Source organism: Maribacter sp. C-4077, assembly GCF_055378385.1.
The window spans coordinates 2,719,581-2,746,534 of record NZ_AP038807.1 but is presented as its reverse complement, the minus strand read 5'-3'; the positions used below and the strand labels follow the sequence as shown (position 1 = coordinate 2,746,534).

Below are 26,954 nucleotides of genomic sequence, written 5' to 3'. Positions count from 1 at the left end.
CATCGAAACTAAATAGAATTAGTAACTTATACCCTGAAATTAACAAACCAAAGCATGGGAATGAACAATAAAATTACATCGATAGGCATTATCCTTTTTCTTTTTTTTACAAGTATTGCAAATGTTTTTGCACAGGACCAAAAACAGGAGTACTACGAACTGAAAACATATACCATTAAGAACGAGGCCCAGGAAAAAAGGGTGGATGATTATCTCGAAAAGGCCTATCTACCAGCTTTAAAGAGAATGGGCTTTGGGAATATAGGCGTTTTTAAAATCCGACCTGGAAAATTCGTCAAGGCCGATAAAATCTTTGTGCTTATCCCATTTTCCTCCATGGACGAATTTGTGAAAATGGCAGCTTCCCTGGCCGTGGACAAAACCCATCTAGCCGCCGGTGAGGACTATATCACGGCAACACATGACAACCCTCCCTATGAACGTATCAGTTCCACCTTGATGCGGGCGTTCTCAAAAATGCCGAAAATGAAACCAAGCCCGGTAGCGTCCCCGCGCAAGGACAGGGTCTATGAACTTCGAAGTTATGAGTCCCCTACCGAGGCCTTTTACATAAACAAAGTGTCCATGTTCAACGAGGGCGAGGAGGTTGAATTGTTCGAAAGCCTAGATGCCAATGCCGTTTTTTATGGCGAAGTACTTTCGGGAGACCGTATGCCCAACCTCATGTACATGACCACCTATGAAAATATGGAAAAAAGGGACGCCCTTTGGAAAGCTTTTGTGGCATCGGATAAGTGGCAGGAGCTTATAGGGGAGGAAAAATACAAAAACAATGTGAACAAGGCCGATATCTGGCTTTTATATCCTACCGATTATTCCGATTATTGATCGATTTTCGTAAACACAAACTCCACCCTGCGGTTTTCATGTCGGCCCTCGCTCGTATCGTTGGTACCTATCGGTCGGGAACTACCAAAACCGTCATCATCTATTCTATGGGCTTCTATACCATGTTGCATTAGAAATTGGGCAACGGCCGAAGCCCTCTTTTTTGAAAGAAATTGGTTATAGGCTGCTGTCCCAATGGCATCGGTATGGCCCATAATCGAAATCGACACCGTGGGATTTGAATTCAAATAGGATACGATTCGCATCAACTCAGCTATGGCATCATTGGATATATCAAAACTGTCAAATTCAAAAAGTAGGCTGCTGAACCTGTGTACCTCGTTCGTACTATAGTGCCGCGAATTTCCTGCTACCGTACGGTTTCCCCCTTTGGATTCGCTCCCGGAACCCACCAAAGAGATCATATCCAAATAATAATACGAACCCTCTGTTGCCCTGCGCTTGGTCTTAAAGGTCTGCGTCCTTTTATTGTCCTTGAAATTCCCTATAATCAGATAATTCTCCGTTCCGTTTGCCACAAATTCCTTTTCTACCTTCACCCAAGCAGCATCATCGGAATAGAAATCGGAATACCTGATCTCAAAGGAATTTGAAACATCACCGGGCACTTTGGACAGGTGCATCCTGGAAAGTACTTTGTTCGTTGCTACCTTTAGTGGGTTTTCAGAGAAGAGAATCCCGAATTCCTTGATCGCAAAATCTGACAGTTCCGCCAAACTTACATAAAATGAAAGTCTATACTGCTTATCTTTTTGAAGTGTTGTGGTGAGACTGGCCTGCAGATATTCCCGGTAGTCATCCGGGGCATAGAGATAGAGCCCAACATAACCATCACCAAATTCCGCCGGTTGTTCCCCGTTAAAATTTTTAGGGGTTCCCATAGCCTGACTACAGGCGTGGAAGTAATCCGTGGATCCCAAGGTTGGAATGTTCCAATGGACCAAATCCTCCTCAAGATTTCCCAACTTTTTGGGACAGTTTACAAACTCCTCAAAACTGGGATTTTTAACAAGATTTTGTCCATACAACCCGCGCCACCCGATAATCAGAACGAAAATTGGAACGATACACCGCCAATATGGATTTAAAGGACACACCACTCCCCTAATTTAGAAAATAAGGGGGTTATTTATATGGGATTCCCTCTACAAATCGAACTTATAGGTAGCACCTGCCAAAACCTGCAAGCCTTGAACGGGATAATTTGCCCAACGCTGGTAGTTGTTGTTGGCAATGTTCGCCGCCTTCAAAAAGATGGATAATTGATTGTCTACCCTATATCCTAAATGGGCATTGGCATCAAAAAAGCTATCCAAATTGATCAAGGTTGCAGGAAAATCGGCTATGGGAGCATTTTGCACCACCACCGTTGAAAAATCCTCCCTTTCCCCTACATAAAACAAATTTGCGCCAGCGAACCATTTTTCGCCTATCTGGTAGTCCATGAACAGGGAGCCTTTTAAATTAGGGAGGTTCCAAGCAGGGTTGTCCGTTTCCGTATTGTAATCATATACTTCGGCATTGATACCCAAAGTAAAATTCCTATTAACGTCCACATTCAACTCCCCAAATATTCCAATGGTTTTTATATCGTCATAAAATACCTCAAAGGAGTTACCAAAGTAATATCCCTTTTCATCGTCCCTAAAATTGTTCTGGGGATTTAGCTTGAATAAGGGTGTATTATTTTCGGCCGTGTACGAACCTTTGATATTGTAGCTCAAATTAGGTAACAACTGTCCCCGCAATCCAATGTACGCATTGTACTGACTATCCGTTGGAGCAATGGTCAACGTAGGCGAGACAAAGGTATTCTCTTCTACAAAATCATAGTAGGAGTTTTGCCGTAATTCACCTTCAACCCCACCATAAGCGATGACGGTCTCATCCAACAAGCGGTATGAGGCTTTTACGGCCGGATAGATATAAAAATTTCCCTCATTGGCCTCCAGGTTCATTCCATATACAAGGTTCACGCCCAAGTTTAGTGAAAAATCGTCCCTTCGCATGACGAGACCAGGGCTGACGCCCACCTGTAGATGGCCATATGTAATCCCCTCATCGTTGGTGGCACTATTGACACTGGCATTTTCAAAATTTCCCGCCACATAATCCACTTTAGCACCTATCGCAAAGACTTCATCATTTAACGGGGCCTCAAAGGACGTATTCAAGATGGCCCTATTCTCCCCTGACTTTACGGCATCAAAAAACCTTCTGTATTTCAGGTCCAAACGCCTGAAAAAGGACTCCTCAACATTTACGTGACCTCCAACTTCTCCCATATAATAGTTTTGACGTTCGTTGATTCCGTTAACGGCAGCTTCATCATAAACACCTAAGGGAAGACCGTACCAATTGTATAATTGGTGCTGGAAAGCAACATTGGCACCCCAATCAAAATCGCGGTCCCGCTTTTTAAAGGATGCGTCCAAACGGCTATCGGCAAAAATATTGTCGAGCTGAACGCCTTCTATGTCACCCCTGGAAGAATTGTGGTTAAAACCCAAGTCGAAAGTCGCGTCCCGATCTACTTCGCGGGTCGTATAGAATTCTGCCGTTGCATTCCCATAATTGCCGGCCCCGGCCGAAGCATAGGTATTGAAAAGTTCCGGCGGTGGAATTCGTTCCACCCGTGAAGCGGTTCCTTTGGATGGTGTAAAGGTGGATGCCACTGGAACGGAAAAAATGCTGTAGTTGATTTTCTTTTTCTGCAAAACGATGGAATCGTTTAGATTGGGCATGGACTTTATTTTGAAGGCATCTGAGACCGTAGGCGTATAGGCCTTGGTCACCGTAACGGTTTCCGTACCTAAATCCTCGGTTTCTTCTTGTGCAATGGCCCATGGGGCCACCATCAACATTACCAATCCTATTCCTATTTTGATGCTTTTGTACATACGTGTTCTATTGCTATGCGGGTTTACTCTTGATTTGGATCTACGGAAGAATTGCGCTGGGACTCCTTTGATTTTATGATGGCCAATTCTCCTTGGGCTTCGGCAACAATTTCTGGATATTGACTAAAATTGGATATCACACTGTCCAAAATATAGGTCGCCTGATACGAGTCGCCCAAAGCGTAAAAGTTTTTGGCCATCAAGACCAGCCCTTTTCCGCCCCACTCTTTATAAGTGGCGTAATCCTTTGCCAATTTCTGCACGGAGATGTTGGACGATTCATAATCCCCCTCCTTGTTCTTAAAGTAGGCATCGTAGTACAATGCCTCGGCGGCGGTTGCCCCGGATGCAATGGTCAAAACTTGTGCGTAGGCCGATTTTGCCTTGGATTCGTTACCGGTAGCTATAGCGGAGCGTGCGATCATTATCTGGGCGTCGCTTTTGATACGGTCATCAATACTAGCGGTAGCTAAAACCTTATCCGCATACTCCAAGGTTTTTGGGTAGTTCTTTTGCTCGTAGTATCCTTTCATCAAGTTGGACTGCGCGAAGGTCCTGTTCTGTTGGATGTTGGCCTGGTCCTCCAATTTCAAAAGATAGGGAAGCGCGGTAGCATATTCATCTTTTCCGATGTATACCTCGCAGACCCTGGTCAAGGCCTGCTCCGCATATTCGCTGGTAGTCTTATCGGCCACATATTTGTAATAAGGCAAAGCGGCATCCTTATCCCCGGCACCAAAATAGAGCTGTGCCAAACTGAAATTTGCGTCTAGGGCATGTAGTCCGTTGGGGAATTCCTGGATGTATTTTTTGTAGGCGCGAATTGCGGCATCGGTCTTGCCCTCCAAATTCTGTTTTTGGGCCGATTCAAAAGTGGCGTTGTCCAGTTCAGCATCGGTCACTTCCACAAAATCCAGTCCGTTTACCCAACTGGCGTACTCATCCACCCTTCCCAAATCCACATATACCAACTTGGCCGTGGAAACTGCCTGAATGGCCTCCTGCGTATTGGGAAAATCCCGTACCACGGTTTTGAACTTGCCCAGCGCCTCATTGTTCCTTCCGGAATTGTAAAAGACGAGCCCCTGCCTCATAAGGGCCTGAGGCACAAGGGAACTTCCCCTAAAATCATTGATCAATCGGTCATAGGCCTGGAGCCCTTTGTTCTCCTGCCCTGCGGATACATAGGTATTGCCGAGTTCAAACAGGGCATCGTCCTTAAATGTTGACCTTGGGTACTGTGCCACGAAATTCTCGAGGTTTTCAATTTTACTTTCTGTCCTATCAACAAAACCATAGCTCATGGCCTTTTGATAGGCCGCGTAATCCTTTTCAGGTCCGGTCAAGGCCAAGGCCTTGTTGTAGGTCTCTATGGCCGGCCAGTATTTGCTGGTCGCAAAATAACTGTCGCCCAATCGCAGATAGCCATCGTGCAACTTCTCAACATCATCCTTTTGGGCATCTGTGAAAGCGCTGAAATAGGTAATGGCATTGGCGTAGTCCTTTTGTTTAAAGTATGCATAGGCCAAATCATAATCCACGTCATTTCCTTCATTTACATTTCTGGAAGCAGGGTTTTGTTTGAATTCCCTGAACCCTATTGCGGCGGCATCAAACCGATTCAGCAGATAATCCGCTTCGGCCTTCCAATACGTTGCACGTGCCCTAAAGGAGTCATTGACGGCACTGCCCAAGGATTTTCCCAAAACTTCCGATGCCGCAGTGTAATCCCCTTCCAAGTACAATTCCAGACCCCGGTAGTAGGCTACCTTTTGATAGGTTTCCTTGGTGGCATAATTTTGGTTCCGCTCCAACAGTTCCATCGCCCCGGCAAAATTTTTGGATGTAATGAAGGAGTCCACCAACAAGGTCTGCATCTCCTCCTTGTTTTCGTCGTTGGGATAGGCATCCAGATAGTTCGTTATTACCTGTGGAACAGGCTCGTAGGCATTCCCCACTTCATAACTCAATCGCGCATAATTGAGAAAGGCATCCTTCTTTATATCTGGATTAAAATCCATTTGAGAGGCATTCCTAAATGCGTTCAACGCTTCCTGTTTTTGGTCCTGTTTCAAATAGCACTCCGCCAAATGGTAGTAGGCATTTTGGGAAACACTGTTCGTACCGCCAATGATTTTGTTGAACTGGGCAATGGCATTGGCATAGTCCCCCTGTTTGTAATAGCAGTATCCCAATTGGTAATAATCCGTATTGTTCCATTTGCCACGCTTGCCATTGTATTCCTTCAAATAAGGGATGGCATTTTCATATTGACCGAGGTTAAAATAACTCTCCCCGATGATTTTATTGAGCTCCGATACTTCCGTTCTGTCCGATTTTGGAAGTTGCTTCTTGGCCAAAGCGATCGCTTCCTCGAACTTACCAAGTTTAAAGTTCATATCGGCTTGATAATAACTCAATTTCTCCTCGAGAACGTTCTGGTCCGTAATCTGGTCGAAGCGCTCATTGGCGGTCTCGTAGTCGTCCTGTTGATAGGAAATGTATCCCAAATAATATTTGGCTTGGGAACCATATACCGGGGACGTGGTCACCTTTTCCAAATAGCGCTCCGCTTCCTTTGGCTTACTTGAGGAAAAGAGTGAATATCCGTAGTTAAAGTTGAATTTGTCCATTTCGCCCCGCGACAAGGCGCTTTGATCTACCCTGTTGTACCATTTAAGGGCATATGGATACTTTCCCGTATCAAAATAGTATTCCGCTACATCTGCATAGGCGGAATTTGTTTTGGTGGATGTTGGATAGTTTTCAACGAACTCCTCCATCATTCGGTCTGCGCCGGGCTGGTTCAATCGAACCGCAGCATTGGCCGCATAGTAGGCACTATTGGCGGCAATCTCCTCGTCCTTGGTCGTTGATTTTACTTTTTCGAATATGGTTTGGGCCGCCTGAAACTGTTCATTGTTATAAAGCGTTAAGGCGTCTTGAAAGTCCTTGTTTTCGTGTGTGTAGATTTTGGATTCCTGGGCAGTTCCCATCCAAATAACTCCCATGGCCAATGGAAGAAAAGCGGTGATTTTATGAAACATAGTGTTCTATTACTATTTTGAATTACCGAAGTATCACAAAGGATAACGGCAAATATTGTACCTAAGTATGTGGGTTGTGCCTACAAAAGAAAAGAATTTGTTTTAGGGTACGCCGTTATCAAAAGGAACTTATTACTTTTATATTAACAGAGCATTTATGGAAGAGACGGTTTTAGAGTTAAAGAATGCATCCATTTTCCAAAAGGAAAGTCTGGTGCTAAGCGAAGTAAATATCCATGTAGCAAAAGGGGAGTTCGTATACCTCATCGGGAAGACAGGCAGTGGCAAAAGTAGTTTTATGAAAACCCTTTATGGAGACCTTCCTTTGCAAAAAGGAGAGGGGAAAATCGTGGATTTTAACTTAAAGACACTTAAGGAAAATGATATTCCTTTCCTACGGAGAAAACTGGGAATCGTTTTTCAGGACTTTAAGCTCCTGCCGGATCGGAACATAAACCAAAACATGCTGTTCGTTCTAAAGGCAACCGGGTGGAAGGACCAGGCCAAAATGGACGCCCGGGTGGTGGAGGTTTTGGAGAAGGTTGGCATGAAGACCAAAGGCTTCAAGTTTCCGCATGAGCTATCGGGCGGGGAACAGCAGCGCGTTGCCATTGCCAGGGCACTTTTGAACGACCCAGAACTCATTTTGGCGGATGAACCTACCGGAAACCTTGACCCCCAAACCAGCGTGGAAGTAATGAAGGTACTTCAAGAAATCAACAAATCTGGACGCACCATCTTGATGGCGACCCATGATTATGCACTGATTCTCAAATATCCTTCAAAGACCATAAAGTGCGACGCGAATAAAGTTTTTGAAGTGGTCCAAAAGGCGGTCTAATCTTTCCGTGAATTATTCCGAATATCCCAATCCATACCTTTCGGTTGGATAAAGAACGCCCTTTTCCAACCGAAAAATATTTTTAAAAGGATCCCCCACCAAGTCTAGATGGCCATCCAGATCGGCATATACAATATTAGGTCTTGATAGGGCGAAATGCAGTCCGGCCGAAATACCCAATCCGCATTCATCGATACATCCTACCATGGTCTCCAATTTGGCCGCCTTTGCAACAGAACTGATATGGTTGGCGGTAAGAATTCCGCCTACTTTTTGAAGTTTGATGTTCACCATATCCACCCGTTCATTCTGCGCCAACCGAAAAGCATCGGTCAAGGTTTTTAGGCTTTCATCGGCCATAACGGGAATATCCACGTGCCCGGTGACCTCCCCTAAGTGTTCGTCCGATTCCTGTTTGGTAGGTTGCTCAAAAATTTCGATGCCAATGGTCGACGTTGCCCTTACGAAGGCGATGGACTCCTGTACGGTGTACCCCTGATTACCGTCAAACCGAAACTTAACATGGGGGAATGCCTCATGTAAGCGGATCATCTTGGCGATATCCTCCTCGAGATTTAAGCCGCCCTTAATTTTTAGGATCGAGAAGCCCATAGCCGTATATTCGTAGGCCTGTCGAACGGTCTCCCCCATATTCAGGATTCCAATGGTTATACTGGTGGGTATGCTCGACCTATAGCCTCCCAAAAACTTGAACAATGGAACCTGAGCCTTTTTGGACACTAAGTCATATAGTGCAAGATCTACCATGGCCAAGCAACTCGATTTTTTACCTAAAAGTGTTCGTAATTCGGAAAGTATTAGGGCGAAGGTAAACGGATCTTTGTTTTTTAGGTACGGTATGATGATAGAGTCCAAGGCATTTTGAACGTCCTCAGGAGTTTCATGGGTTACCTCCATATCTGGTACGGAACATCCATAACCTACCCAATTGCCATCGGTTTCTAGTTTTAGTATGAAATTGGTGGTCGCATCAATCCTTTGGTAGGCAATGGTATAGGAAACTGCAAGTTCCAGGTCCAATCGCTCATAGCTAACCTTGGTAATCTTCATTGTAATTTACCCCTTACCAAGTCTACCAATTCCTTCGCGCCGTACTCCAATACATCGAACGACGGTAACTTTGTTTCCAATGTGATACGTTTACAGACCTCTGGTATTTCATTCTTTTCCATTCCTTCATGGTTTACCGTAATGGCAATGACCTCCCTTCCAGAAATTACCTGTATTGCGTTGATCTGCTCTTCCAAGGAATGAAGACGGTATCCTGGAAATCCGTCGTACTCCAGTCTTTTGGGAGCATGTTGCAGAATGACATAATCCGGCCGGCCGGCTGCCAAAATTTCAAAACCACCGGGGTACGCGGGATTCATTAAACTCCCTTGTCCTTCAATGACTATAACATCCGGATGTTCATTTTTCCAGGCACTGACCACCGCATATTCTATTTCCCCGGAAACAAAATCATTGATACAACTATCCATGACCATACTGTATTTGGCTCCCTGCATCCAAGCGGTCTGGCCCGTTCCGATCATTTCGGCCTTTTTTCCCGCTTCGCGGAGCGCATGTACCAATATCCAAGCGGTGGTCCGTTTTCCCAAAGCGGAATCCGTTCCTAAAATGGCCAATTTAAGACAATCCACCTTTTCGATATCGCCCGTAAAAAAATGCAGTTTATCCCTGTCCGGGGTCTTTCGTATATCCCGAATGGTTACATTCTTTTCTTTGGCAAGCGCAACCAACTCGGAATCATTTGTTAAAAAATCGTGCAGACCACTATCGACGTTCATCCCTTGCTCCAGGGCCAATTTTATACTTCCTTTCGCCTCTACTGGTAATCGGCCACCATCCGGGGCCAATCCAACCACCAAATATTCCGGAGTAACATCCAGATTTGCAATGGCTTCCTGCAAATCCCTAAAAATGGGTATTCCGTTAGGTCTGCCATCCAACACGTGTCCAGCATCCTGCCCGGCATAATTAGAATCCAGCACCCCTAAAATCTCATAGCGTTCCGTAAACCTCACCAATCCGTGTGCCGTTTTTCCATTTGGCGTATTAAAGGCGCCCTGGCAATAAACCAAGGCCTTTCCATCTATTATTCTCTTCATATCAAAATCAGTTTTTTGCAGTGAGTACGGCCACAAAACGGTCCGCATCAAAATTCATTCTTTCATTAAGTTCCAATAGGGCTATCAATCCGGCGGTCGCGGCAGGTAGAACCTTGTACCCCTCCTTTTTGTTCAAAAGGGTAGTCATATCACGCAATTTCTTATCACTTATGTTAAAAGCCTCTCCGTTGGACTCCTTTATGGCATAAAGTGCCTCTTCACCGTCAAAGCTATGCCAATTTATCAAAGGTTCGTTGAGTTTGGTTTCCTTTATCATATCCGGTTTTAAATCTTTACAATGATCCATTCCTTGTAAAAATGAATACACTATGGGGTTTTTATTGGCAGAGGAAGCCGCTATCATTTTGGGAATCCTAGAAGTCTTCCCTCGTTTATATAACGTTACAAAGCCCCTGAAAATACCTGCAATGAGCGTCCCATTCGATACGGGAACCGCGCAATATTTGGGAGCGTCACCCAAATCCTCAAAAATTTCCAAGGCCAATTGTGAATACGCGGTAATTTGCAAAGGCGTATTAGAACCTCCAGGATTGGCATCGTACCAGTCGTTCTTTTCGGCAAGTTTGGAACTTTCCATAACCACGTCCTCATAACTTCCCGGCAATCTGATGATTTCCGCATTCAGCTGCTCCATCTCCGTGATGCGATCGGTATGATAGGTTTCCGGAATGTATATTTTACAGCGTACCCCGGCCAAATTCGCCGCAAGGGCCACGGCAACGCCGTAATTGCCACAGGTGGCCAAGGAGACGGTATCGTATTCCCTTCTGAGGGCATCGTACAACTGCGCAAAGGCTATCCGATCCTTTTGGGTTCCCGTTGGATTATCGCCCTCATATTTGATGTAAAGTTGCCTAAGGTCAAACTCCCTCTCCAAGGTTTTTGCCCTGCTGAGCCCCGTATCCCCTATCTCCAGACTGATTATATCCTCATAACACTCCAATCGATCTACGAGCGATTTGGAACGGTCACGAACAAAGGCACTCAATTTACGAGCCTCTGATGAAACTTTATTTTCCGAGGTTTTTACACCATCCTTCAGATCCATCTCTTATCTAAATAATTGGAATGAATATAATCCAAATTCGAAGATCGAATTGCCCCAAAAAGATGATTTTTTAAAAATATCCATCTACCTCTAAACCAGTACCGGTTTAAAAAACCAAGGAACCTAATCCATCTCCAAAATCAAATTGGCGATCAATGCCGTCCAACCTGTTTGGTGTGACGCTCCCAAACCTTTTCCATGGTCGCCATCAAAAAACTCATAGAACAAATGATGGTCCCTAAAATGAGGGTCATTGGTAAAGAACTTGTTTTCATCGTCTGAATGATATTGGAACTTTCCGTCCTCATTGCGTTCAAAGAGCTTCAATAGCCTTTTGCTCAGTTCATTGGCAATCTGCTTCAAATTGAGTTTCCTACCGGAACCGAATGGAAATTCATACTGATAGGTGTCTCCGTAAAATAGATAGTATTTCCGTAAGGATTGTATGATCATATAATTCAGCGGCAACCATATTGGTCCGCGCCAGTTGGAATTACCGCCAAACATGTTGGAGCGGCTTTCCCCGGATTCATACTGAATTTGATGATGACCGTGATGTTTGAATACGAACGGATGTTCCTCATGGTATTTTGAAAGGGACCTAATGCCATAATCCGATAAAAATTCATCCTCATCCAACATACGCCTCAACAAACGCTCCAGACGAAATCCGCGCATGATGGAGAATAGGTAATTGCCATCAGCATTTGTTTCCTCAATATTGGAGATAAGGGATGCCAAATCTGGCCTAGTCCTAACGATATCCGCGGCCCTTCGCCTAAATTCCTTAAGTTCCTCAAAAAGGTCCTTGTGGATGATCTCAACTGCGAACAATGGAATTATACCCACCAGTGACCTCACTTTCAATCGATTGGTCATACCGCTATCCATCTCCACTACGTCATAGTAGAAGTTATCCTCATCGTCCCAAAGGGAAATATCCTTTTTACCGATGTGGTGCATGGCCCAAGCAATATTCAAAAAATGCCTAAAGAACTTAGCGACCAGGTCTTCATAGGATTTGTTGCTTTTGGAGAGCTCCAAGCTCATTCTCAGCATGTTCAGGGTGAACATGGCCATCCAGCTGGTCGCATCGGCTTGCTGCATTCTGGTAATTCCCGGTGGCATATGGTTGCGGTCAAAGACACCAATGTTGTCCAGGCCCAAAAAACCGCCCTCAAAAAGGTCCGTTCCGCTTTTATCCTTTTGATTGACCCACCAAGTGAAATTGATTAACAACTTCTGAAAGGCCTTTTCCAAAAAATGGATATCGCCAGTGCCGGTCTTTTGTTTGTCCTTTTCGTAGACGTTCCAAACGGCCCAAGAATGTACGGGCGGATTCACATCGCTAAAATTCCATTCATAAGCGGGTATCTGCCCATTTGGGTGCATGTAACTTTCGCGTAACATCAATATAAGCTGTTCCTTGGCAAAATATGGGTCAATCTCAACGAAAGAGGCCATGTGAAAGGCCAAGTCCCATACAGCGTACCACGGGTACTCCCATTTATCGGGCATGGAAATGACATGTCTGTTGGTCAAATGCTGCCAACTGAAATTTCGGGGGCTTTCCCTGTAAGGTTTTGGTTCGCCAGGACCACCAAAAAGCCATTTATAAACATCGTAATAATAGAACTGCTTGGTCCATAACAAGCCAGAAAATGCCTTCTCCACGATTTCCCGATGTTCCTTGGGCAAATTCCTATCGGCAAGAATATCGTTGTAAAATTCATCGCATTCCTGCATCCGGTTCTGGAAAATAGCATCGAATCCAGACCATGGGTCGTCCAATTTTCCTTTGCTCAAACGAATCCTAACCGTTTTTTCCTCACCGGCCCGTAAGGTCAATTTATGCCAAACAGCAAACTTGGAACCTGTTTTATCCGGATTTACGGTATCCATGCCGTTTACAACGTGGTTGTTAATGCCATCCTTTACATAGGGAACCTCGTTGTCCACGTTATAAATGCGCTTGTTGTTGGTCTCATTATCGCAAAAAAGCTGATTTCCCTTTTCATGGTACAGATAATAACGGCCGTTCCTGACGCTTCTGGACATTACGCAATCTTCCGAAATAGCCTTCATGCTAGGTCTTTCAAACCGCTTGTTGTGCTTCCAAAAATTACGGAACCACAAATGTGGCAAAACATGGATGGATGCCTTTTTGGATGCCCTGTTCACTACGGTAACCTTCATTAGGATATCGCCCACATCTGCCTTGGCATATTCAATAAAGCAATCAAAGTAGGTATTGTTCCTAAAGGCCTTGGTATCCAGAATCTCATACTCCGCTTCTTCCCTGCTTCTGGCCCTATTTTTCTTTACCAAATCGGAATATGGGAACTTTTTTTGAGGATATTTGTACAAGAATTTATTATAGGAATGTGTTGGGGTTGACACTTGATGAAAGTACAGCTCCTTTACATCCTCTCCATGATTTCCTTCACCATTGGTGAGACCGAAGAGTCGTTCCTTGAGTATCGCATCCTTTCCGTTCCAAAACGCCGGTGCCAAACAGAGGATTTCCCTGGAATCGCAGAATCCGCCGATGCCTTCCTCGCCCCATCTGTAGGCATTGCTACGGGCTTTGTCATGATCTACGAAATTCCATGCCTGTCCGTTTACGCTGTAATCCTCACGAACCGTACCCCACTGGCGATCCGCGAGATAAGGCCCCCAGCGTTTCCAATTCTTGTAATTGTCCCCAACGGCAAGACGTTGCTGCTCGGCATTTTTTTTGGTCATAAATCTGAATTCTTTATTATCAAATGGAACAACATTGGCAAACCTCCTATTTTTAAATGTTTCCTGCCCTTTCAGTTAGAGATCGAACAACCTAGGGGCCAGCCCATTAGATGTTCGGAAAAAATATACTATCAACTTAGTAGCAAAACCACCTGAACAATTGTTGGCAGGCCACTAGGTATTACACCCAGAGGCGATGCCCATAAAAGTGTTAAAAATAAAATTTATTTGTTCAACTATTAAACGTGCATACAACTATTGAAGTATTGCTATTATTGTAGGCCGACTTTTATTTTGTTGATCTTACAATCCATTATAATTTACCAAAACCACAAGTTAATTTGAGGTCAAAAGATATAGGCCTTGCTTCATGGATGTTGTATTAACCGGCTTTTAATAAAAAAATGTCTAAGCAACGTATATAAAAGAAAGAATCCGAAAAAGAAAGCTTTTTGAACCGACCCTCTATTTCCAGCTCTAACGCCCAGTAATAAAAGGATAATGATAAATTCTAATACCAATACTTTCTAAAGTAAAACAAACTAAATAACAACTAATTGTTTTACAGTACATTACATTTTTAAAAAACTTGAATTTGAAAAAACTGAAAAAATAATGAACATTCAAAAAAATTGAGTTCATTTGTGTTGGATTTCCAATCCTGTCCATCGCAGGAATAGAATCAAGACAAGAATTAAAAAACAGAAAAAACATACAAAATGAAAACACTTTTTATCGCGTTCGCTATGTTCGCGACCACATTTTACGGAAGTATTCCTCAGGACACCGTAAAGGTAAACGGTACTTATGACAGACATGAGGACGGCGTTTATTTTTTTATGGGCGATGAGGGAGAAATCTATGAATTTCATGACATTACCGAAGAGGCATCTGAAGCTTTTGACCTTATGGACGAAGCGCTAATCGGAAAATTGTTCAATATCACCTTTACCCTGGAAATGGGGGAGGACGATGAAATGGAATACAACACCATTATCGCCCTGAAATTAATTGAATAACCCATATTCCCGAAACTCTTGGAAAAAGGACCTCGGTCCTTTTTTTGTTATACAATTTCCCTAAAAACAAGGTAGTAGGGCGGAAAATTCAGGGAAAGGAATCTTTTTTGTTTCTTTGTGGTCTCTTATAAATTTTCGTAATGACTTTACTTGGTATTGATGTAGGCGGCTCTGGAATCAAAGGCGCATTGGTGGATTCTGAAAGTGGTGAAATGCTGACCGAAAGGTTCCGTATTCCCACACCAAAACCACGAACGCCAGAAGCCATGTCTGACGTTATTGCAGAAATCGTACAACATTTCGACTACTCCGGTAAAGTTGGCTGCGGGTTTCCTACCATTATCAAAAAGGGAGTCTGTAAATCGCCTGGAAATTTAGATCCAAGCTGGTTAGGCGTCAATGTAGAAGAGCTATTGGAGAAAAAGACAGGCTTGGATTTTACCGTAATAAATGATGCCGATGCCGCTGGATATGCCACGATTAACTATGGTGTAGGAAGAGGTAAGGAAGGACTGGTCGTTATGATCACCATTGGTACGGGACTGGGGAGCGGGGCCTTTTATAACGGGGAACTGATTCCCAATTTTGAGCTTGGCCAAATACCTTATAAAAAATTCGAGAAAATAGAACTATGGGCCGCGGGGAGCGCCATGGAGCGTGAGGAGCTTTCCTATAAAAAATGGGGAAAAAGATTCAATACTTTTTTGGAGTATGTGGAACTGATTATTTCGCCCGACCTTATCATTCTAGGAGGGGGCGCTTCAAAGGACTTTAAACAGTTCAAGAAAAAAATTAAAATTGAAACCCCCGTTATACCTGCAGAACTGCAAAACCATGCCGGAATTATAGGTGCGGCCGTGGCGAGTCTCCACAAGGCTCCCAAGGTTTAATTTTTTAATTGCTTTCCATACTCCATACTACAAAGCCTTATGGCCTTCACTGGACGCTTTAAAATCTTCGTAACTTTCGGCAACTTTGGCATCGAATTTTTTGGGCTCCATAAAGTTGACCTCGCTATCCTTTTTTCGCTGTTCCCCGCCAAAAATCACATGTAATTCTTTGTTCAGCAGGCCTTCGATGGATCTTTTGGCCACAAACTCCGGGGAATCCATTTCCATTCCATCAAACTTCTGCATCATATCCGTAGCCGTGGCCGTAGGAAAGGAGCACGTAACGGAAACATTATACGGAGCCAATTCCCTTCGTATGGAATCTGAAAACTGTTTAACTGCTGCCTTGGTACTGCCATACACTGCATAAAACGGCATCCCTATGAGGCCCAATCCAGATGAAATATTGAGAATGGCCCCTTCCTCAGACGATTTCAATAAAGGCACGCAGTATTTTGTCAATAATAAAATGGCGGTTTGGTTGACTGCCACCTGATCGTAGATTTCCTCATCGGGCAATTCTTCCAAAGGCCCCGCCGAAACGATGCCTGCATTATTTATCAAGATATCCAGATACCCCCATTTATCCTCGATACGGGCCGCTGCCTCCCTAAGGACATCAATATTTGCGACATCGCCGGAAATCCTCATAAATTTGACCTCAGGATATGTCTCGGACAATTCTTTTAGGCTTTTCTTGTCCCTGGCAATGATGGCCAGGTGCGTTACGCCGCCATCAATCATTTCTTGCACAATACATCTACCGATACCCCTTGTACCCCCTGTTATGAGTACCCGTTTTCCTTTTAATTGCATGTTAGTCCCTATGAGTTTTGTTAGTTAGCCTAAGTTGTTTTGGGACTTCAAATTAGAAAAAAAAATGCGGTAGCATTAAAGAAAATTAGGCTTGATATAATTATTACGAAAACGTTATTTTTTAAACAAATTCTATTTGATAATAAGAAAAAAGATATTAAAAATTTAGCAGTTTGGTAAAAGCATTTTTTAGCTAAAAACGGAGTCGTGCAGAATTAACTAGGTATTTGAACACAAAATAAAGAAACAAAAAAAGCCCTGAAAAATCAGGGCTTTGTTTTAAGCTATTTTATTCCGTTTTCGGTCGTTTTCCGTTAAGTATATTTTTCGTAACCTAAGATGCTTAGGGGTAACCTCAACATATTCGTCCTTTTGTATATATTCCAAGGCTTCTTCCAAGGAAAATTTGATGGCAGGTACGATCCGTGCCTTATCATCTGCACCGGAGGAACGTACATTGGAAAGTTTTTTTGTCTTGGTAATATTCACGGTCATATCGTCCCCTCGGGAATTCTCGCCAATTACCTGTCCTTCGTAAATATCCTCTCCGGGATCCACAAAGAATTTACCACGCTCCTGTAATTTGTCAATAGAATATGGAATCGCCTTGCCGGTTTCCATGGAAACCAAGGAACCGTTCTGGCGCTGTGGTATGTCGCCTTTCATGGGTTGGTACTCCAAAAATCTATGTGCCATAATGGCCTCACCGGCGGTTGCCGTTAGCAATTGATTTCTAAGTCCGATGATGCCCCTAGAAGGAATTTGGAACTCACAGACCATTCTGTCGCCCTTTGCCTCCATACTGGTCATCTCCCCTTTTCTGATGGAAACCATTTCAACGGCCTTCCCCGAAACATCCTCGGGCAAATCGATGGTCAGATGCTCGATGGGCTCACATTTCACGCCGTTTATTTCCTTAATGATTACTTGTGGTTGGCCAATTTGAAGTTCATAACCTTCCCTTCTCATGGTCTCTATCAGTACGGATAAATGAAGTACCCCACGGCCAAAGACCAAAAACTTGTCGGCACTATCGGTCTCGTTTACACGAAGTGCCAGGTTTTTTTCCAATTCTCGCTCCAAACGTTCCTTGATGTGGCGGGAAGTAACGAACTTACCGTCCTTTCCAAAAAACGGACTGTCGTTAATAGTGAACAACATACTCATGGTTGGCTCGTCAATGGCAATGGTCTTCAAACCTTCCGGATTTTCAAAATCGGCCACGGTATCACCTATTTCAAAGCCTTCTACACCAACTAGGGCACATATATCTCCTGCTTCAACCGATTGTACTTTTTTACGGCCCAAGCCTTCAAAAGTGAACAATTCCTTGATCTTGGATTTGACGATGGTCCCGTTTCTTTTCACAAGAGAAATAGGCTGACCCTCCTTCAATATACCTCGTTGCAATCTTCCAATGGCGATACGACCTGTAAAAGAAGAGAAATCCAGGGATGTTATCAACATCTGTGTGTTGCCTTCCTTGGGTTCAAAAGAAGGTATATGTTCGATGACCATATCCAATAAGGGTTCAATAGTATTGGTCTGGTTCTTCCAATCATCGCTCATCCAATTCTGCTTGGCAGAACCGTAAACCGTTGGAAAATCTAACTGCCATTCCTCCGCGCCCAACTCGAACATTAGGTCAAATACCTTTTCATGTACCTCCTCAGGGGTACAGTTTTCCTTATCTACCTTATTGATGACCACACAAGGTTTCAAACCAAGATCAATGGCTTTTTGAAGTACGAATCGGGTCTGAGGCATGGGTCCCTCAAAGGCATCTACCAATAGCAAAACACCATCGGCCATGTTCAATACCCGCTCCACTTCCCCACCAAAATCCGCGTGTCCCGGGGTATCTATGATATTTATCTTTGTGTCCTTATAGACAACGGATACATTCTTGGATACAATGGTTATACCACGCTCCCTTTCCAAATCGTTGTTATCAAGAATCAAATCCCCTGCATTTTCGTTCTCACGGAACAAACTACAGTGGTACATGATTTTGTCAACCAAAGTGGTTTTACCGTGGTCTACGTGTGCGATGATCGCAATATTTTTTGTCTTGGACATAAGGCCTTATTTTAAGCGCGCAAAGATAGTCTTAATTTTCGTACCTCCGACCAAACAAATGTTATTTTTATCTTATTGATTTTGAAGGATTTCAACAAAAATATTGTTAGTTTCCAATCCTATCGTTTTCATCCTCTAATCCAGTCTTTCTATTTCGGGCTTTTTTGATTTCGTCCCGGCCAAAGTCATAGGTTAGACTAAAAGCTACTTGCCTACTGTCGCTACCCCCGCTACCGTCAATAAATAAGTCTCCAAATTGTGTGGTTCCCCGCCAGGGAACCGTATATAGAATATCATTAAAGGCCAACCTTGCCGTAAGTTTTTCTTTAAAATATCTCTTTTGGAAAGCCAAATTCAAAGAACCTAAGGCACTGGTCCGGTATGTGCCTCCCCAAACACTGGGCGAACTGTACCAGCCGGAAACCTCCAACGTGTACTTCCTGGGTAAGTTAAACGTATTTTGGGCGTATATACTCAAGGTTTCCTGTTTCACCGGCAAAAACTCCGGACTATTGGCCTTGTAATTGCTCACGTAGGCATTGAGGCTAAAATAAATGTTCCACCATTCCTTCACTTGTTTTGGGTAAGAGATTCCCAAATTAACGATTTCCTGGTCCGCCACATTCCTAGTGGTAAGAAAGTTACGGCTCTCGCCTTCCGCCACGGTCACTTGGGCAAAAAAGTCCGAAACGTAACTATAGCTCAAAGAGGTCGTTAGACGATAGTTATAGGTATGTGAAAACTTAATATTGTCCGTATACTGAGGTTGTAAAAAAGGATTTCCTTTGCTAAAGGAAAGCTCGTCTATTACATATTCGAACGGATTTAGGGATTGATAGTTAGGCCGTTGTATGCGCTTGCTGTAGATAAGTGCCAGTTGATTTTTTTGGTTCAGTTGAAAGGTCAATCCCCCAGAAGGAAAGAAATTGGTATAGTTGCGTTCCACCCGGCTATCCCCATTTTGTTGATTGCTGACCAGATTGCCATCTGAAACTGTATTCTCCGCCCGAAGCCCCATTTGCAGGTTCCACTTCTCCCATTTATAATTATAATTGATGTAGGCGGCATTTATTTTTTCAGTGTAATCAAACTGGTTGCTTTGCATGGTGTTCAAAACAAATTCGCCATTGATCTGATTGAAAAAATCAAAAGTATTAGCCGTATTTACGTACGAAAACTTAAAGCCCAGACCTAGTTTCCCCTTGAACAAATCCTGTTCATAATCTGCCTTGTACGTGATAATTGCAATATCGGTGGGGGTATTCTGGCTTGTAGCATTTTCCCGAATAACCTGGGTCTCATCCCCATTAAAATAAACGTTGGGTTGCAAGGCTGTCCGGTCACTCGAATACCGCCCATAATCAAAATCCATATTCAGGGTATGCCCAAGGGTATCCGCATATTTATAATTTAAATTAGCATTGATATTATAGGTTGTATTGGTGGTTCGGTTATTGGAAACCAACACACTATCATTTGCCGTATTCGCGACCGGTCGAATGGGCGTTCTGGAGTTATTATTGCCAAACCCGTTGTTGAAATTCCCGTTAAAAATGGCTCCGATAGTACTTTTTTGGTTGGCGTAGAAATCATATCCCAGTTTCACGTTATTGCTATTTTGGTCGTAAATACTATTGGTACGCGCGTTGAATTGTGTACCGGACTGTGTACGTAAAAGGTTTAAAAAATTACTACTCTTTCCATACCTGTTACTGTAGGTCCCATAAAGGTTTCCCCTTTTTCCTCTCGAATTAAAATTGATACTGGAATTGTAGCGGGCAAAATCCCCATTAGTAATTCCAGAAGTTACGGAACCATTGGTTCCCAGGCTTTTGTCCTTCTTGAGTTTGATATTGATGATACCCGCGTTACCGGCAGCATCGTATTTGGACGAGGGTTGGGTAATGATTTCTATGGCCTCGATATCGGTAGATTGCAGGCTTTCCAAATAATTGGTCAGGTCTTGGCCTTGTAGGACCGATGGCCGGTTATCTATAAAAATTTGAACGCCCGCTTTACCTTCCACAATAAGACCACCGTTATTGTCTATTACAACCCCAGGTGCCTTACGCAGTAGTTCAAACGCACTGGTACCGGTAGCATTTATGGTTTTTTCCACGTTGAATACCGTTTTATCGGCCAATACCTGAACCATCGGTTTTTCGGCAACGACCGTAACCTCGTCCAAATTTTCCGTAGCTGCCTCCAAAATAATGACGCCTAAGTCCAACGAAGTATCATTAACCAAGATTGTCTTACTATAACCAACAAACCCGATATTGGAAATGTTGAGAATGTACGTTCCACTGAATGCATCCTTGATTTCGAAAAAACCCTGTTCATTGGTAATAACAGCCTTTACCAGACTAGAATCTTGTAGTTGATTTAACGTAACCGTGGCATAGGGAATAGCTTCTTGTTCCTGTGAAAGTACTTTCCCTGTTATGGATTGTGCATATCCAAATCCAAAGGTTGTCCATAGCATAAGTGTGAAAAAAAGTCTCATGATCGTTCGTTTTTTGATTTGATCCAAAATTCAGGCTTTGATTCCCTCAGTTCAAGGAAAAACTGATGAATAGACCCGTGTAGCGTTAAATGGACCCTGGGCAATTCATCCGCGTATAGGACAGCTCGTCTGAAAGTATTTTAAATAGTGTCAGTACCGGTTTACATTTATGGTCGAATCCTAAATTGGAACTCATGCTGAAAGTCTTATTGTATATTTTAGCCTTACTTATTGGCAAATATGTAACTGCCCAAGATTATTTTGCGGTCGTAGTCAAAAATGAGAACACCACGTACAATTATCCCGAGAGTGCTGAATTTACGTTGATAAATGAAAGCGGCAGCCAACAAATACTAGGAAAGGACGAAGCCGTGACCCTGGAAGGCGATTATACCCTATCCATAAAAACATTTTGGAAATCATCCCCAGAAATCATTAAAAGTGAAGGCGGAAAACTGGAAATTTTCATATTGCCCACGGAGCGCCGCAACTGGACCCAAAATTTTAAAAACGGTTCTCAAATTGTTTGGTACGATAAACATGAAGATAAGCCGGGTTTGGAGCGAAAAGAAATTAAGCTTTCGAAAGTAAATCCAAAAAGTTATAATCTTCTGGCCGTATTCAACAACGGATTGGTATTCAAATATGAGGATGGGGTGGTTAGGGCTTGGCTTAATAGTGAAGAAATTGAGGTTACAAATCAGTATCTTGTACAAACACCGGATGGTCTTCTGAAAGCAAGTTTTGACCCATACGATGGAGAGTTTTGGTACGTTTTCGATATCCAGTGAATTAAACTTTTAAAAATGAGCGATAAAAACAAGACTACATTCTTTAATACCACAGTAAAGGAAATATTGGCCATTTTTCTTTTCTATTTCTTTTTTGCTTGGCTATACCGTATCGTACTATGGTATAACGGGATGTGGTATGAAGAAGAAGGAATTTGGGGATGGACAAACTTGAGGGGATTTTGGTTTGCCTCCGGACAACAATATGCCTTCCTATTATTGGCGTCGGTTTTAATTTGGTTTTTTGGGTATTATCTTTTCCGAAATAAATCCAGAAAATGGCAGATTTTAACCGTTTTACTTTTATTGCCCATCGTGACCTACTTCGTAAGGGAAATAAGGTACATGATTGTTGAGGCTATGGGAATGAATCATCTGGAAGGTTCTGGAGCCATTTGGGACTGGTACATTCCGCTCTTGTTTCTTTTTATACAATTCGGATGTTTCTTTGCCTACCGGTATTTCAGGGAGAACGAACGAAAGATCAAATTGGAAGGGGAGTTACGGCAGGCCGCGTTGAAAAGTGAACTTGCCGCGATAAAAGCGCAATTAAATCCGCACTTTCTTTATAATGTGTTCAATACGATAAATGCCTCGCTCCCCCCTGAAAATGAAAAAACAAGACAGATGATCGCACAATTGAGCGATCTTTTCCGGTACCAATTGCAGGCCTCCCAAACCGAGCTGGTTCCCTTGCGGGAAGAGCTGGAATTTGTAAAAAAATATTTAGACCTGGAAAAGGCCCGGTTTGATGAACGATTGCAAATTGATATCAACGTACCCGAAAACCTGTTGGATGAAATGGTGCCGCCCATGCTATTGCAGCCCTTAGTGGAAAATTCGGTCAAACACGGACTGGCCAGTTTGATCAATGGAGGAACCATATCCATCAACATTAAAAAAACAGAAGGTAAATTAAAATTCGAGATTTCCGATACGGGTATTGGAATACGAGAAAAGACAGCAGCATTCGAAAAAGGTATCGGCCTCAACAATACCCGATTACGGCTCCAAAAAATGTACAATTCCCAGATGGAATTGCTGGATAATAAACCACAAGGACTGAAAATATTGTTTTCCATATAAAACGCGGAAACTAAAATAGATGGAATGTTCACGAATAGTTAATGACAAATTACAGCTGTCCGACAAAGAACAACTAATGACAAGAAGATGAAAAAGGTGCTGATTGCCGATGACGAAAAAGCGGGACGCCAATTGATCAAGGAATATTTAGAAGGTTTTCCTGACTTGATTCTCATTTCCGAGGTCAATAACGGGGTGGATGCAGTGAAGGAAATTAACGAGTTTAAACCGGATCTGGTCTTCTTAGATGTTCAGATGCCGGGATTTACCGGTTTTGAGGTTTTAACACGCTTAGAGGAAATACCCAACATTATTTTTTCTACGGCGTACGATAAGTATGCCCTTCAGGCCTTTGAAGTACATGCAATCGACTATCTGCTCAAACCCTATACCAAGGAACGGTTTACAAAAGCTATTGAAAAATTGAATCAAACGACAGAAAAAGTCGGTTCGCTTACTCAATCATTATTGATGGATAAAACCGATTATCCAGAACGGGTATTGGTAGAAAAAAAGGATAAACTTATTACCATTGCCGTTGCCGATATTATCTGGATCGAAGCGTATGGCGATTATTCCAAATTACATACCGCTTCGGATGTTTTAGTAAGTAATTACGGTATTTCCGCTTTGGAGGAAAAATTGAATCCAAAATCCTTTCTGAGGGTACACCGATCATCCTTAATCAACCTGAACAAAGTGAAAGAGCTTCACAAGTATGGTAAATCTTACGACATCACCATGGAAAACAATGAAGTGGTAAGGGTAAGTAGAGGCTATATGGATGCTATTAAAAAAATAATGCTTTAATCAAATGTCGGTTTTCTGGATTTCCGCTTGGTAGCGACCCAACCAAAAGTAAAGTTCACCAAAGGCCCGTAACCATTGGGAACCCCATCGCCCCTGTAATAACCCGCTCCCAACTCCAAATTGAAATTAAAACCCTTGGGATACGTACGTTGAATGCCATAAACCGCCCCAAATACTCCCAAATTAAAATCGTCCGGACCTTCAATATTGCTCGCCAGTCTACCTTGGGAGAAGAAAATGCTTCGCGCAGCGGCAAAATAATCCCCGGAGTTACCAGAAACATTTTTGTTGTTTCGGATGCGTCTATTAAAATTATGGTAATATCGAACCCTTGTATGTAAGGTTACTCCAACCGCATACCCTTCTTCGTACGTGGCATATCCCAATCCCAGGCCACCCGATGCACTCACGTTTTTAAAAAGCCCCAATTCATAGGAAATTCCAGGAGATAGCAAATCAAACCTAAATTGATGTCGTTCCAGGTTTACAATTCCAAACCCTTTTTCAGTGACCCCATAACTTTGGGATTGCACTGTTAACCCTACTAAAACGAGTAGAAAAAAGAGAATTTTGTACATTTCGATTGATGGTTGTTGCATTTAAATCTAAAAACAATACCAGGGAATAGTACTATCTTTATGAAAAATTTATAAGATGGATTTGTCCAAGATTTCCCAAATAAAATACACCGATTCCAACAATTTCTTTCTGCTATCAGGGCCCTGCGCCATTGAAGGTGAAGATATGGCTTTACGAATAGCCGATCATATTGTTTCTCTTTCAGAAAAGCTGAAAATCCCCTATGTTTTCAAGGGCAGTTTTAAAAAAGCCAATAGGAGTCGGCTGGATTCGTTTACGGGTATTGGGGATGAAAAGGCCCTAAAAATTCTAAGAAAAGTGTCCGAAACCTTTAAGATTCCCACAATTACGGACATTCACACGGAACAGGATGCCGCAATGGCGGCAGAATACGTGGAAGTTCTACAGATTCCTGCCTTCTTGGCCCGCCAAACCGATTTGGTGGTGGCCGCAGCGGAAACCGGCAAAACGGTAAATATCAAAAAAGGACAGTTTATGAGTCCGGAAAGCATGAAACATGCCGTAAACAAAGTCACTGAAACCGGAAACCAACAAGCTATCATAACCGATCGTGGTACTATGTTCGGGTATCAGGACATGATTGTGGATTTTAGGGGCGTTCCCACCATGAAACAGTTTGCCCCTGTGGTATTGGACGTTACCCACTCCCTACAACAGCCCAACCAATCCTCTGGGGTTACCGGCGGCAGACCGGCTTTGATAGGGACCATGGCCAGAGCGGGAATTGCTGCAGGAGTCGATGGACTCTTTATCGAGACCCACTTTGACCCTGCCAATGCCAAAAGTGACGGAGCCAATATGCTGGATTTAAGTTTGATGGGAAAATTGCTGACAGATTTGGTAGCCTTACGGGAGGTAGTGAATACGTTCTAGGTTAAGTCCTCCCTTTTATAAAAACCTTTGCTTTTTAGGGATTCGGCCTCCAAGAGCACCTCTTTGAGAATGGTTTCGTCAATTTCTTCCAAAGTATTATAACGAAGGGATTTAACCACTTTTCTTTTTTCCGAAACCATTTTGTCCAGATGTTTTTTTAGGTGGGCCGAGTTCCAAAAACCAACATCCACAAACCCTTTTTTTAGGGACACGTTCAGATAACATAAAGGAGTCTTTCCAATATAAAAACAAGGAATACGCCATTTATATTTCATGGAGGCTGCCGGAATAGAATGTTCAACCACAGCCTTTATGTGGAGCAAAATGCTTCTGTAGGGCTCAGGTTGGTTTAAAATATAGTATTCAGCCGGGTTCATATCCGTTACAAGTTAACCAGATATTTTCAGACATATCGATATTTTTATTTTCTGAAAATAAAATTGAAATCCTCAAAAATCGAAAGGCATAATTAAAATCGAGTTCAATACTAAATGTTATTCCAAAAACCAATGAATCTTACTCTTGGTAGATACTTTAATTTTTGTATACCAAAGATTTTCCAAAATTGTTCTTGAGGGTCCAAGGTTATCTAAACCTATGATTTATAATAATCACCAATTAATCTGTAGGTAGTTTCAATTGGCTTCAAATTGAGATTATTAGTATCTTTAAATCATATTGAAACTAGGTATAATGACAAAAATACTTCTTTTCAGCTTTCTCTCTTTTTTAATATTTTCTTGTGAAAAAGAAAGCACAGATAGGCCCATTGCGACTCCGGAAACTAATGAAATCAAAGAGACTTCCCCTTCTATTGACTTTATTGAGGAGCAAAGGCAACCACCTACGGTTCAGGTTTCCCTAAGTGAAATAACTTCCGATTTTGAGAGATTCATGGCCCAAAACAATTTTCCTGGTGCCCAAATGGCCATTATCCGAAATGAAAAATTGGTATACCTCGAAGCTTTTGGGATTTCAGATGTCGAGAAAAATTTACCCGTTTCCAACTCCACTTTGTTCAGGATTTCAAGTATATCAAAACCCATTACCCTTTTAGCAATCTCAAAATTGATACTTGATGGAAAACTCAGTTTGGATGAGCGTGTTTTCGGGGCCAATTCAATCTTAGGAAACACTTACGGCAACCTTCCCATAGAAAATAACGAGTTGCAGATTACCGTTGACCACCTAGTGGAACATACTGCTGGTTTTGCTAACGAACCAACCGATATCATGTTTGAGCAAGTCGATTTAAATTTTAACGTTCTAGCAGACAGGGTCTTGGATGAGCGCTCATTGACCTTTGAACCCGGTCTCCGCTTTCAATATTCCAATTTTGGGTACGCCTTATTGGGAAAAATCTTTGAAGCCAAAAGCGGCCAAAGCTATAAAGACTATGTAAAAGAGAACATTTTGGAACCCAATTTAATCCATGAGGTTTACATGGGAAAAAGCACTCTTGAAGGAAAACTACCTGATGAAACCAAATATTATTCTTCTTGGGCTTCTCCTTACAACATCAATATAGAACGATTGGACGCTGCCGGTGGATGGGTATCCAATGCAAAATCCTTGGCCCTACTTGCAGTAAAATCAGATGGCAGATTCAATGTTAATAATATATTACCGGCAGGGAACGGAGTAAGTTACCTTTTAAGGAGTAGTTGGACACATAACGGGGCATTACCTGGAACATTGGCAGCTTTGCATGTTGGACATCCATTTTCTTATGTTGTACTTGTAAATAGTGGGGAATCGAATTTTGCCACGGTTTTGGACGCTATCCATACATTTATGAACAACATGATAGAACGACAGGATGCTTGGCCCAATACAGATCTGTTCGAGCCTAACCAATAACTATTTTCAAATTAATTATT

The 26,954-nt window shown here is 42.7% G+C and carries 21 protein-coding genes; 9 read left to right on the top strand and 12 right to left on the bottom strand.

Annotated features, from left to right (window positions below; translation table 11 throughout):
* Positions 1 to 60: 60 nt before the first annotated feature.
* Positions 61 to 849: an NIPSNAP family protein gene (locus ACZ41C_RS11785; protein WP_464561600.1), complete on the top strand. Its 789-nt coding sequence runs from the start codon at positions 61 to 63 to the stop codon at positions 847 to 849.
* Here the strand turns inward: ACZ41C_RS11785 and ACZ41C_RS11780 are convergent.
* From ACZ41C_RS11780 to ACZ41C_RS11770, 3 genes are all read right to left on the bottom strand, one after another.
* Positions 843 to 1,835 carry an OmpA family protein gene (locus tag ACZ41C_RS11780; protein ID WP_464561598.1) on the bottom strand — a complete coding sequence of 331 codons (993 nt, stop codon included), beginning with the start codon at positions 1,833 to 1,835 and terminating at the stop codon, positions 843 to 845. The genes ACZ41C_RS11785 and ACZ41C_RS11780 overlap by 7 nt on opposite strands.
* Before the next feature lie 180 nt (positions 1,836 to 2,015).
* On the bottom strand, positions 2,016 to 3,770 hold the full coding sequence (locus ACZ41C_RS11775) for a TonB-dependent receptor (RefSeq protein ID WP_464561596.1): 1,755 nt from the start codon (positions 3,768 to 3,770) through the stop codon (positions 2,016 to 2,018).
* A gap of 23 nt (positions 3,771 to 3,793) precedes the next feature.
* Positions 3,794 to 6,817: a tetratricopeptide repeat protein gene (locus tag ACZ41C_RS11770; protein WP_464561594.1), complete on the bottom strand. Its 3,024-nt coding sequence runs from the start codon at positions 6,815 to 6,817 to the stop codon at positions 3,794 to 3,796.
* Positions 6,818 to 6,974: 157 nt separating this feature from the next.
* On the opposite strand from ACZ41C_RS11770, the gene ACZ41C_RS11765 reads away from it, so the two are divergent.
* Positions 6,975 to 7,658, top strand: coding sequence for a cell division ATP-binding protein FtsE (locus ACZ41C_RS11765; protein WP_138257435.1), 684 nt, complete (start codon positions 6,975 to 6,977; stop codon positions 7,656 to 7,658).
* Positions 7,659 to 7,670: 12 nt separating this feature from the next.
* Here ACZ41C_RS11765 and ACZ41C_RS11760 read toward each other — a convergent pair whose 3' ends face one another.
* The 4 genes from ACZ41C_RS11760 to ACZ41C_RS11745 all read right to left on the bottom strand — a co-directional run bounded on the left by ACZ41C_RS11760 (position 7,671) and on the right by ACZ41C_RS11745 (position 13,604).
* Positions 7,671 to 8,729 (bottom strand): mandelate racemase/muconate lactonizing enzyme family protein, encoded by a 1,059-nt coding sequence (locus tag ACZ41C_RS11760; protein WP_464561591.1) that lies wholly within the window; start codon positions 8,727 to 8,729, stop codon positions 7,671 to 7,673.
* Complete coding sequence (locus ACZ41C_RS11755; protein ID WP_464561589.1) at positions 8,726 to 9,790, bottom strand: DUF1611 domain-containing protein; 1,065 nt, start codon at positions 9,788 to 9,790, stop codon at positions 8,726 to 8,728. Before ACZ41C_RS11755 ends, ACZ41C_RS11760 begins: the two co-directional genes overlap by 4 nt.
* Positions 9,791 to 9,797: 7 nt before the next feature.
* Entirely contained in the window at positions 9,798 to 10,859 is a 1,062-nt protein-coding gene (locus ACZ41C_RS11750; RefSeq protein WP_138257432.1) for a pyridoxal-phosphate dependent enzyme, read from the bottom strand.
* A 123-nt stretch (positions 10,860 to 10,982) separates the two neighbouring features.
* The gene (locus ACZ41C_RS11745; RefSeq protein WP_154916963.1) at positions 10,983 to 13,604 is read right to left on the bottom strand and encodes an MGH1-like glycoside hydrolase domain-containing protein; all 2,622 of its coding nucleotides are present in this window, start codon (positions 13,602 to 13,604) and stop codon (positions 10,983 to 10,985) included.
* A gap of 719 nt (positions 13,605 to 14,323) precedes the next feature.
* Between ACZ41C_RS11745 and ACZ41C_RS11740 the strand changes: the two genes are divergently transcribed.
* Positions 14,324 to 14,623: a hypothetical protein gene (locus ACZ41C_RS11740; RefSeq protein WP_138257430.1), complete on the top strand. Its 300-nt coding sequence runs from the start codon at positions 14,324 to 14,326 to the stop codon at positions 14,621 to 14,623.
* Between the two features lie 140 nt (positions 14,624 to 14,763).
* On the top strand, positions 14,764 to 15,513 hold the full coding sequence (gene ppgK / locus ACZ41C_RS11735) for a polyphosphate--glucose phosphotransferase (RefSeq protein WP_464561586.1): 750 nt from the start codon (positions 14,764 to 14,766) through the stop codon (positions 15,511 to 15,513).
* 27 nt (positions 15,514 to 15,540) lie between these two features.
* Here ppgK and ACZ41C_RS11730 read toward each other — a convergent pair whose 3' ends face one another.
* The 3 genes from ACZ41C_RS11730 to ACZ41C_RS11720 form a co-directional block, all read right to left on the bottom strand.
* Positions 15,541 to 16,329 carry an SDR family NAD(P)-dependent oxidoreductase gene (locus ACZ41C_RS11730; RefSeq protein ID WP_464561584.1) on the bottom strand — a complete coding sequence of 263 codons (789 nt, stop codon included), beginning with the start codon at positions 16,327 to 16,329 and terminating at the stop codon, positions 15,541 to 15,543.
* Positions 16,330 to 16,608: 279 nt separating this feature from the next.
* Positions 16,609 to 18,408, bottom strand: a complete 1,800-nt coding sequence (gene typA / locus ACZ41C_RS11725; protein WP_464561582.1) for a translational GTPase TypA — start codon at positions 18,406 to 18,408, stop codon at positions 16,609 to 16,611.
* Positions 18,409 to 18,514: 106 nt separating this feature from the next.
* Positions 18,515 to 20,914 carry a TonB-dependent receptor gene (locus tag ACZ41C_RS11720; RefSeq protein ID WP_464561580.1) on the bottom strand — a complete coding sequence of 800 codons (2,400 nt, stop codon included), beginning with the start codon at positions 20,912 to 20,914 and terminating at the stop codon, positions 18,515 to 18,517.
* 194 nt (positions 20,915 to 21,108) lie between these two features.
* Here ACZ41C_RS11720 and ACZ41C_RS11715 point away from each other — a divergent pair, with 194 nt between their 5' ends.
* The 3 genes from ACZ41C_RS11715 to ACZ41C_RS11705 all read left to right on the top strand — a co-directional run bounded on the left by ACZ41C_RS11715 (position 21,109) and on the right by ACZ41C_RS11705 (position 23,601).
* A complete protein-coding gene (locus ACZ41C_RS11715) occupies positions 21,109 to 21,705 on the top strand; it encodes a hypothetical protein (protein ID WP_138257425.1) in 597 nt (198 codons plus the stop codon).
* Between the two features lie 15 nt (positions 21,706 to 21,720).
* Positions 21,721 to 22,791: a sensor histidine kinase gene (locus ACZ41C_RS11710; RefSeq protein ID WP_138257424.1), complete on the top strand. Its 1,071-nt coding sequence runs from the start codon at positions 21,721 to 21,723 to the stop codon at positions 22,789 to 22,791.
* Between the two features lie 87 nt (positions 22,792 to 22,878).
* A complete protein-coding gene (locus ACZ41C_RS11705; RefSeq protein ID WP_138257423.1) occupies positions 22,879 to 23,601 on the top strand; it encodes a LytR/AlgR family response regulator transcription factor in 723 nt (240 codons plus the stop codon).
* Here ACZ41C_RS11705 and ACZ41C_RS11700 read toward each other — a convergent pair.
* On the bottom strand, positions 23,598 to 24,179 hold the full coding sequence (locus ACZ41C_RS11700; protein ID WP_138257422.1) for a hypothetical protein: 582 nt from the start codon (positions 24,177 to 24,179) through the stop codon (positions 23,598 to 23,600). The two genes, ACZ41C_RS11705 and ACZ41C_RS11700, sit on opposite strands and share 4 nt — an antisense overlap.
* A gap of 76 nt (positions 24,180 to 24,255) precedes the next feature.
* Between ACZ41C_RS11700 and kdsA the strand changes: the two genes are divergently transcribed.
* The gene (gene kdsA / locus ACZ41C_RS11695; RefSeq protein ID WP_138257421.1) at positions 24,256 to 25,074 is read left to right on the top strand and encodes a 3-deoxy-8-phosphooctulonate synthase; all 819 of its coding nucleotides are present in this window, start codon (positions 24,256 to 24,258) and stop codon (positions 25,072 to 25,074) included.
* On the opposite strand, the gene ACZ41C_RS11690 is transcribed toward kdsA, so the two are convergent.
* Positions 25,071 to 25,451, bottom strand: a complete 381-nt coding sequence (locus ACZ41C_RS11690; RefSeq protein WP_138257420.1) for a DUF1801 domain-containing protein — start codon at positions 25,449 to 25,451, stop codon at positions 25,071 to 25,073. The genes kdsA and ACZ41C_RS11690 overlap by 4 nt on opposite strands.
* Positions 25,452 to 25,767: 316 nt before the next feature.
* Between ACZ41C_RS11690 and ACZ41C_RS11685 the strand changes: the two genes are divergently transcribed.
* Positions 25,768 to 26,934: a serine hydrolase domain-containing protein gene (locus ACZ41C_RS11685; protein ID WP_464561575.1), complete on the top strand. Its 1,167-nt coding sequence runs from the start codon at positions 25,768 to 25,770 to the stop codon at positions 26,932 to 26,934.
* The last annotated feature ends 20 nt before the right edge of the window (positions 26,935 to 26,954 follow it).

Coding starts and splice junctions, on each gene's coding strand:
- ACZ41C_RS11785 (WP_464561600.1), top strand. CDS start 61: ATGAACAATAAAATTACATCGATAGGCATTATCCTTTTTCTTTTTTTT.
- ACZ41C_RS11775 (WP_464561596.1), bottom strand. CDS start 3,770: ATGTACAAAAGCATCAAAATAGGAATAGGATTGGTAATGTTGATGGTG.
- ACZ41C_RS11770 (WP_464561594.1), bottom strand. CDS start 6,817: ATGTTTCATAAAATCACCGCTTTTCTTCCATTGGCCATGGGAGTTATT.
- ACZ41C_RS11765 (WP_138257435.1), top strand. CDS start 6,975: ATGGAAGAGACGGTTTTAGAGTTAAAGAATGCATCCATTTTCCAAAAG.
- ACZ41C_RS11760 (WP_464561591.1), bottom strand. CDS start 8,729: ATGAAGATTACCAAGGTTAGCTATGAGCGATTGGACCTGGAACTTGCA.
- ACZ41C_RS11755 (WP_464561589.1), bottom strand. CDS start 9,790: ATGAAGAGAATAATAGATGGAAAGGCCTTGGTTTATTGCCAGGGCGCC.
- ACZ41C_RS11750 (WP_138257432.1), bottom strand. CDS start 10,859: ATGGATCTGAAGGATGGTGTAAAAACCTCGGAAAATAAAGTTTCATCA.
- ACZ41C_RS11745 (WP_154916963.1), bottom strand. CDS start 13,604: ATGACCAAAAAAAATGCCGAGCAGCAACGTCTTGCCGTTGGGGACAAT.
- ACZ41C_RS11740 (WP_138257430.1), top strand. CDS start 14,324: ATGAAAACACTTTTTATCGCGTTCGCTATGTTCGCGACCACATTTTAC.
- ppgK (WP_464561586.1), top strand. CDS start 14,764: ATGACTTTACTTGGTATTGATGTAGGCGGCTCTGGAATCAAAGGCGCA.
- ACZ41C_RS11730 (WP_464561584.1), bottom strand. CDS start 16,329: ATGCAATTAAAAGGAAAACGGGTACTCATAACAGGGGGTACAAGGGGT.
- typA (WP_464561582.1), bottom strand. CDS start 18,408: ATGTCCAAGACAAAAAATATTGCGATCATCGCACACGTAGACCACGGT.
- ACZ41C_RS11720 (WP_464561580.1), bottom strand. CDS start 20,914: ATGAGACTTTTTTTCACACTTATGCTATGGACAACCTTTGGATTTGGA.
- ACZ41C_RS11715 (WP_138257425.1), top strand. CDS start 21,109: ATGCTGAAAGTCTTATTGTATATTTTAGCCTTACTTATTGGCAAATAT.
- ACZ41C_RS11710 (WP_138257424.1), top strand. CDS start 21,721: ATGAGCGATAAAAACAAGACTACATTCTTTAATACCACAGTAAAGGAA.
- ACZ41C_RS11705 (WP_138257423.1), top strand. CDS start 22,879: ATGAAAAAGGTGCTGATTGCCGATGACGAAAAAGCGGGACGCCAATTG.
- ACZ41C_RS11700 (WP_138257422.1), bottom strand. CDS start 24,179: ATGTACAAAATTCTCTTTTTTCTACTCGTTTTAGTAGGGTTAACAGTG.
- kdsA (WP_138257421.1), top strand. CDS start 24,256: ATGGATTTGTCCAAGATTTCCCAAATAAAATACACCGATTCCAACAAT.
- ACZ41C_RS11690 (WP_138257420.1), bottom strand. CDS start 25,451: ATGAACCCGGCTGAATACTATATTTTAAACCAACCTGAGCCCTACAGA.
- ACZ41C_RS11685 (WP_464561575.1), top strand. CDS start 25,768: ATGACAAAAATACTTCTTTTCAGCTTTCTCTCTTTTTTAATATTTTCT.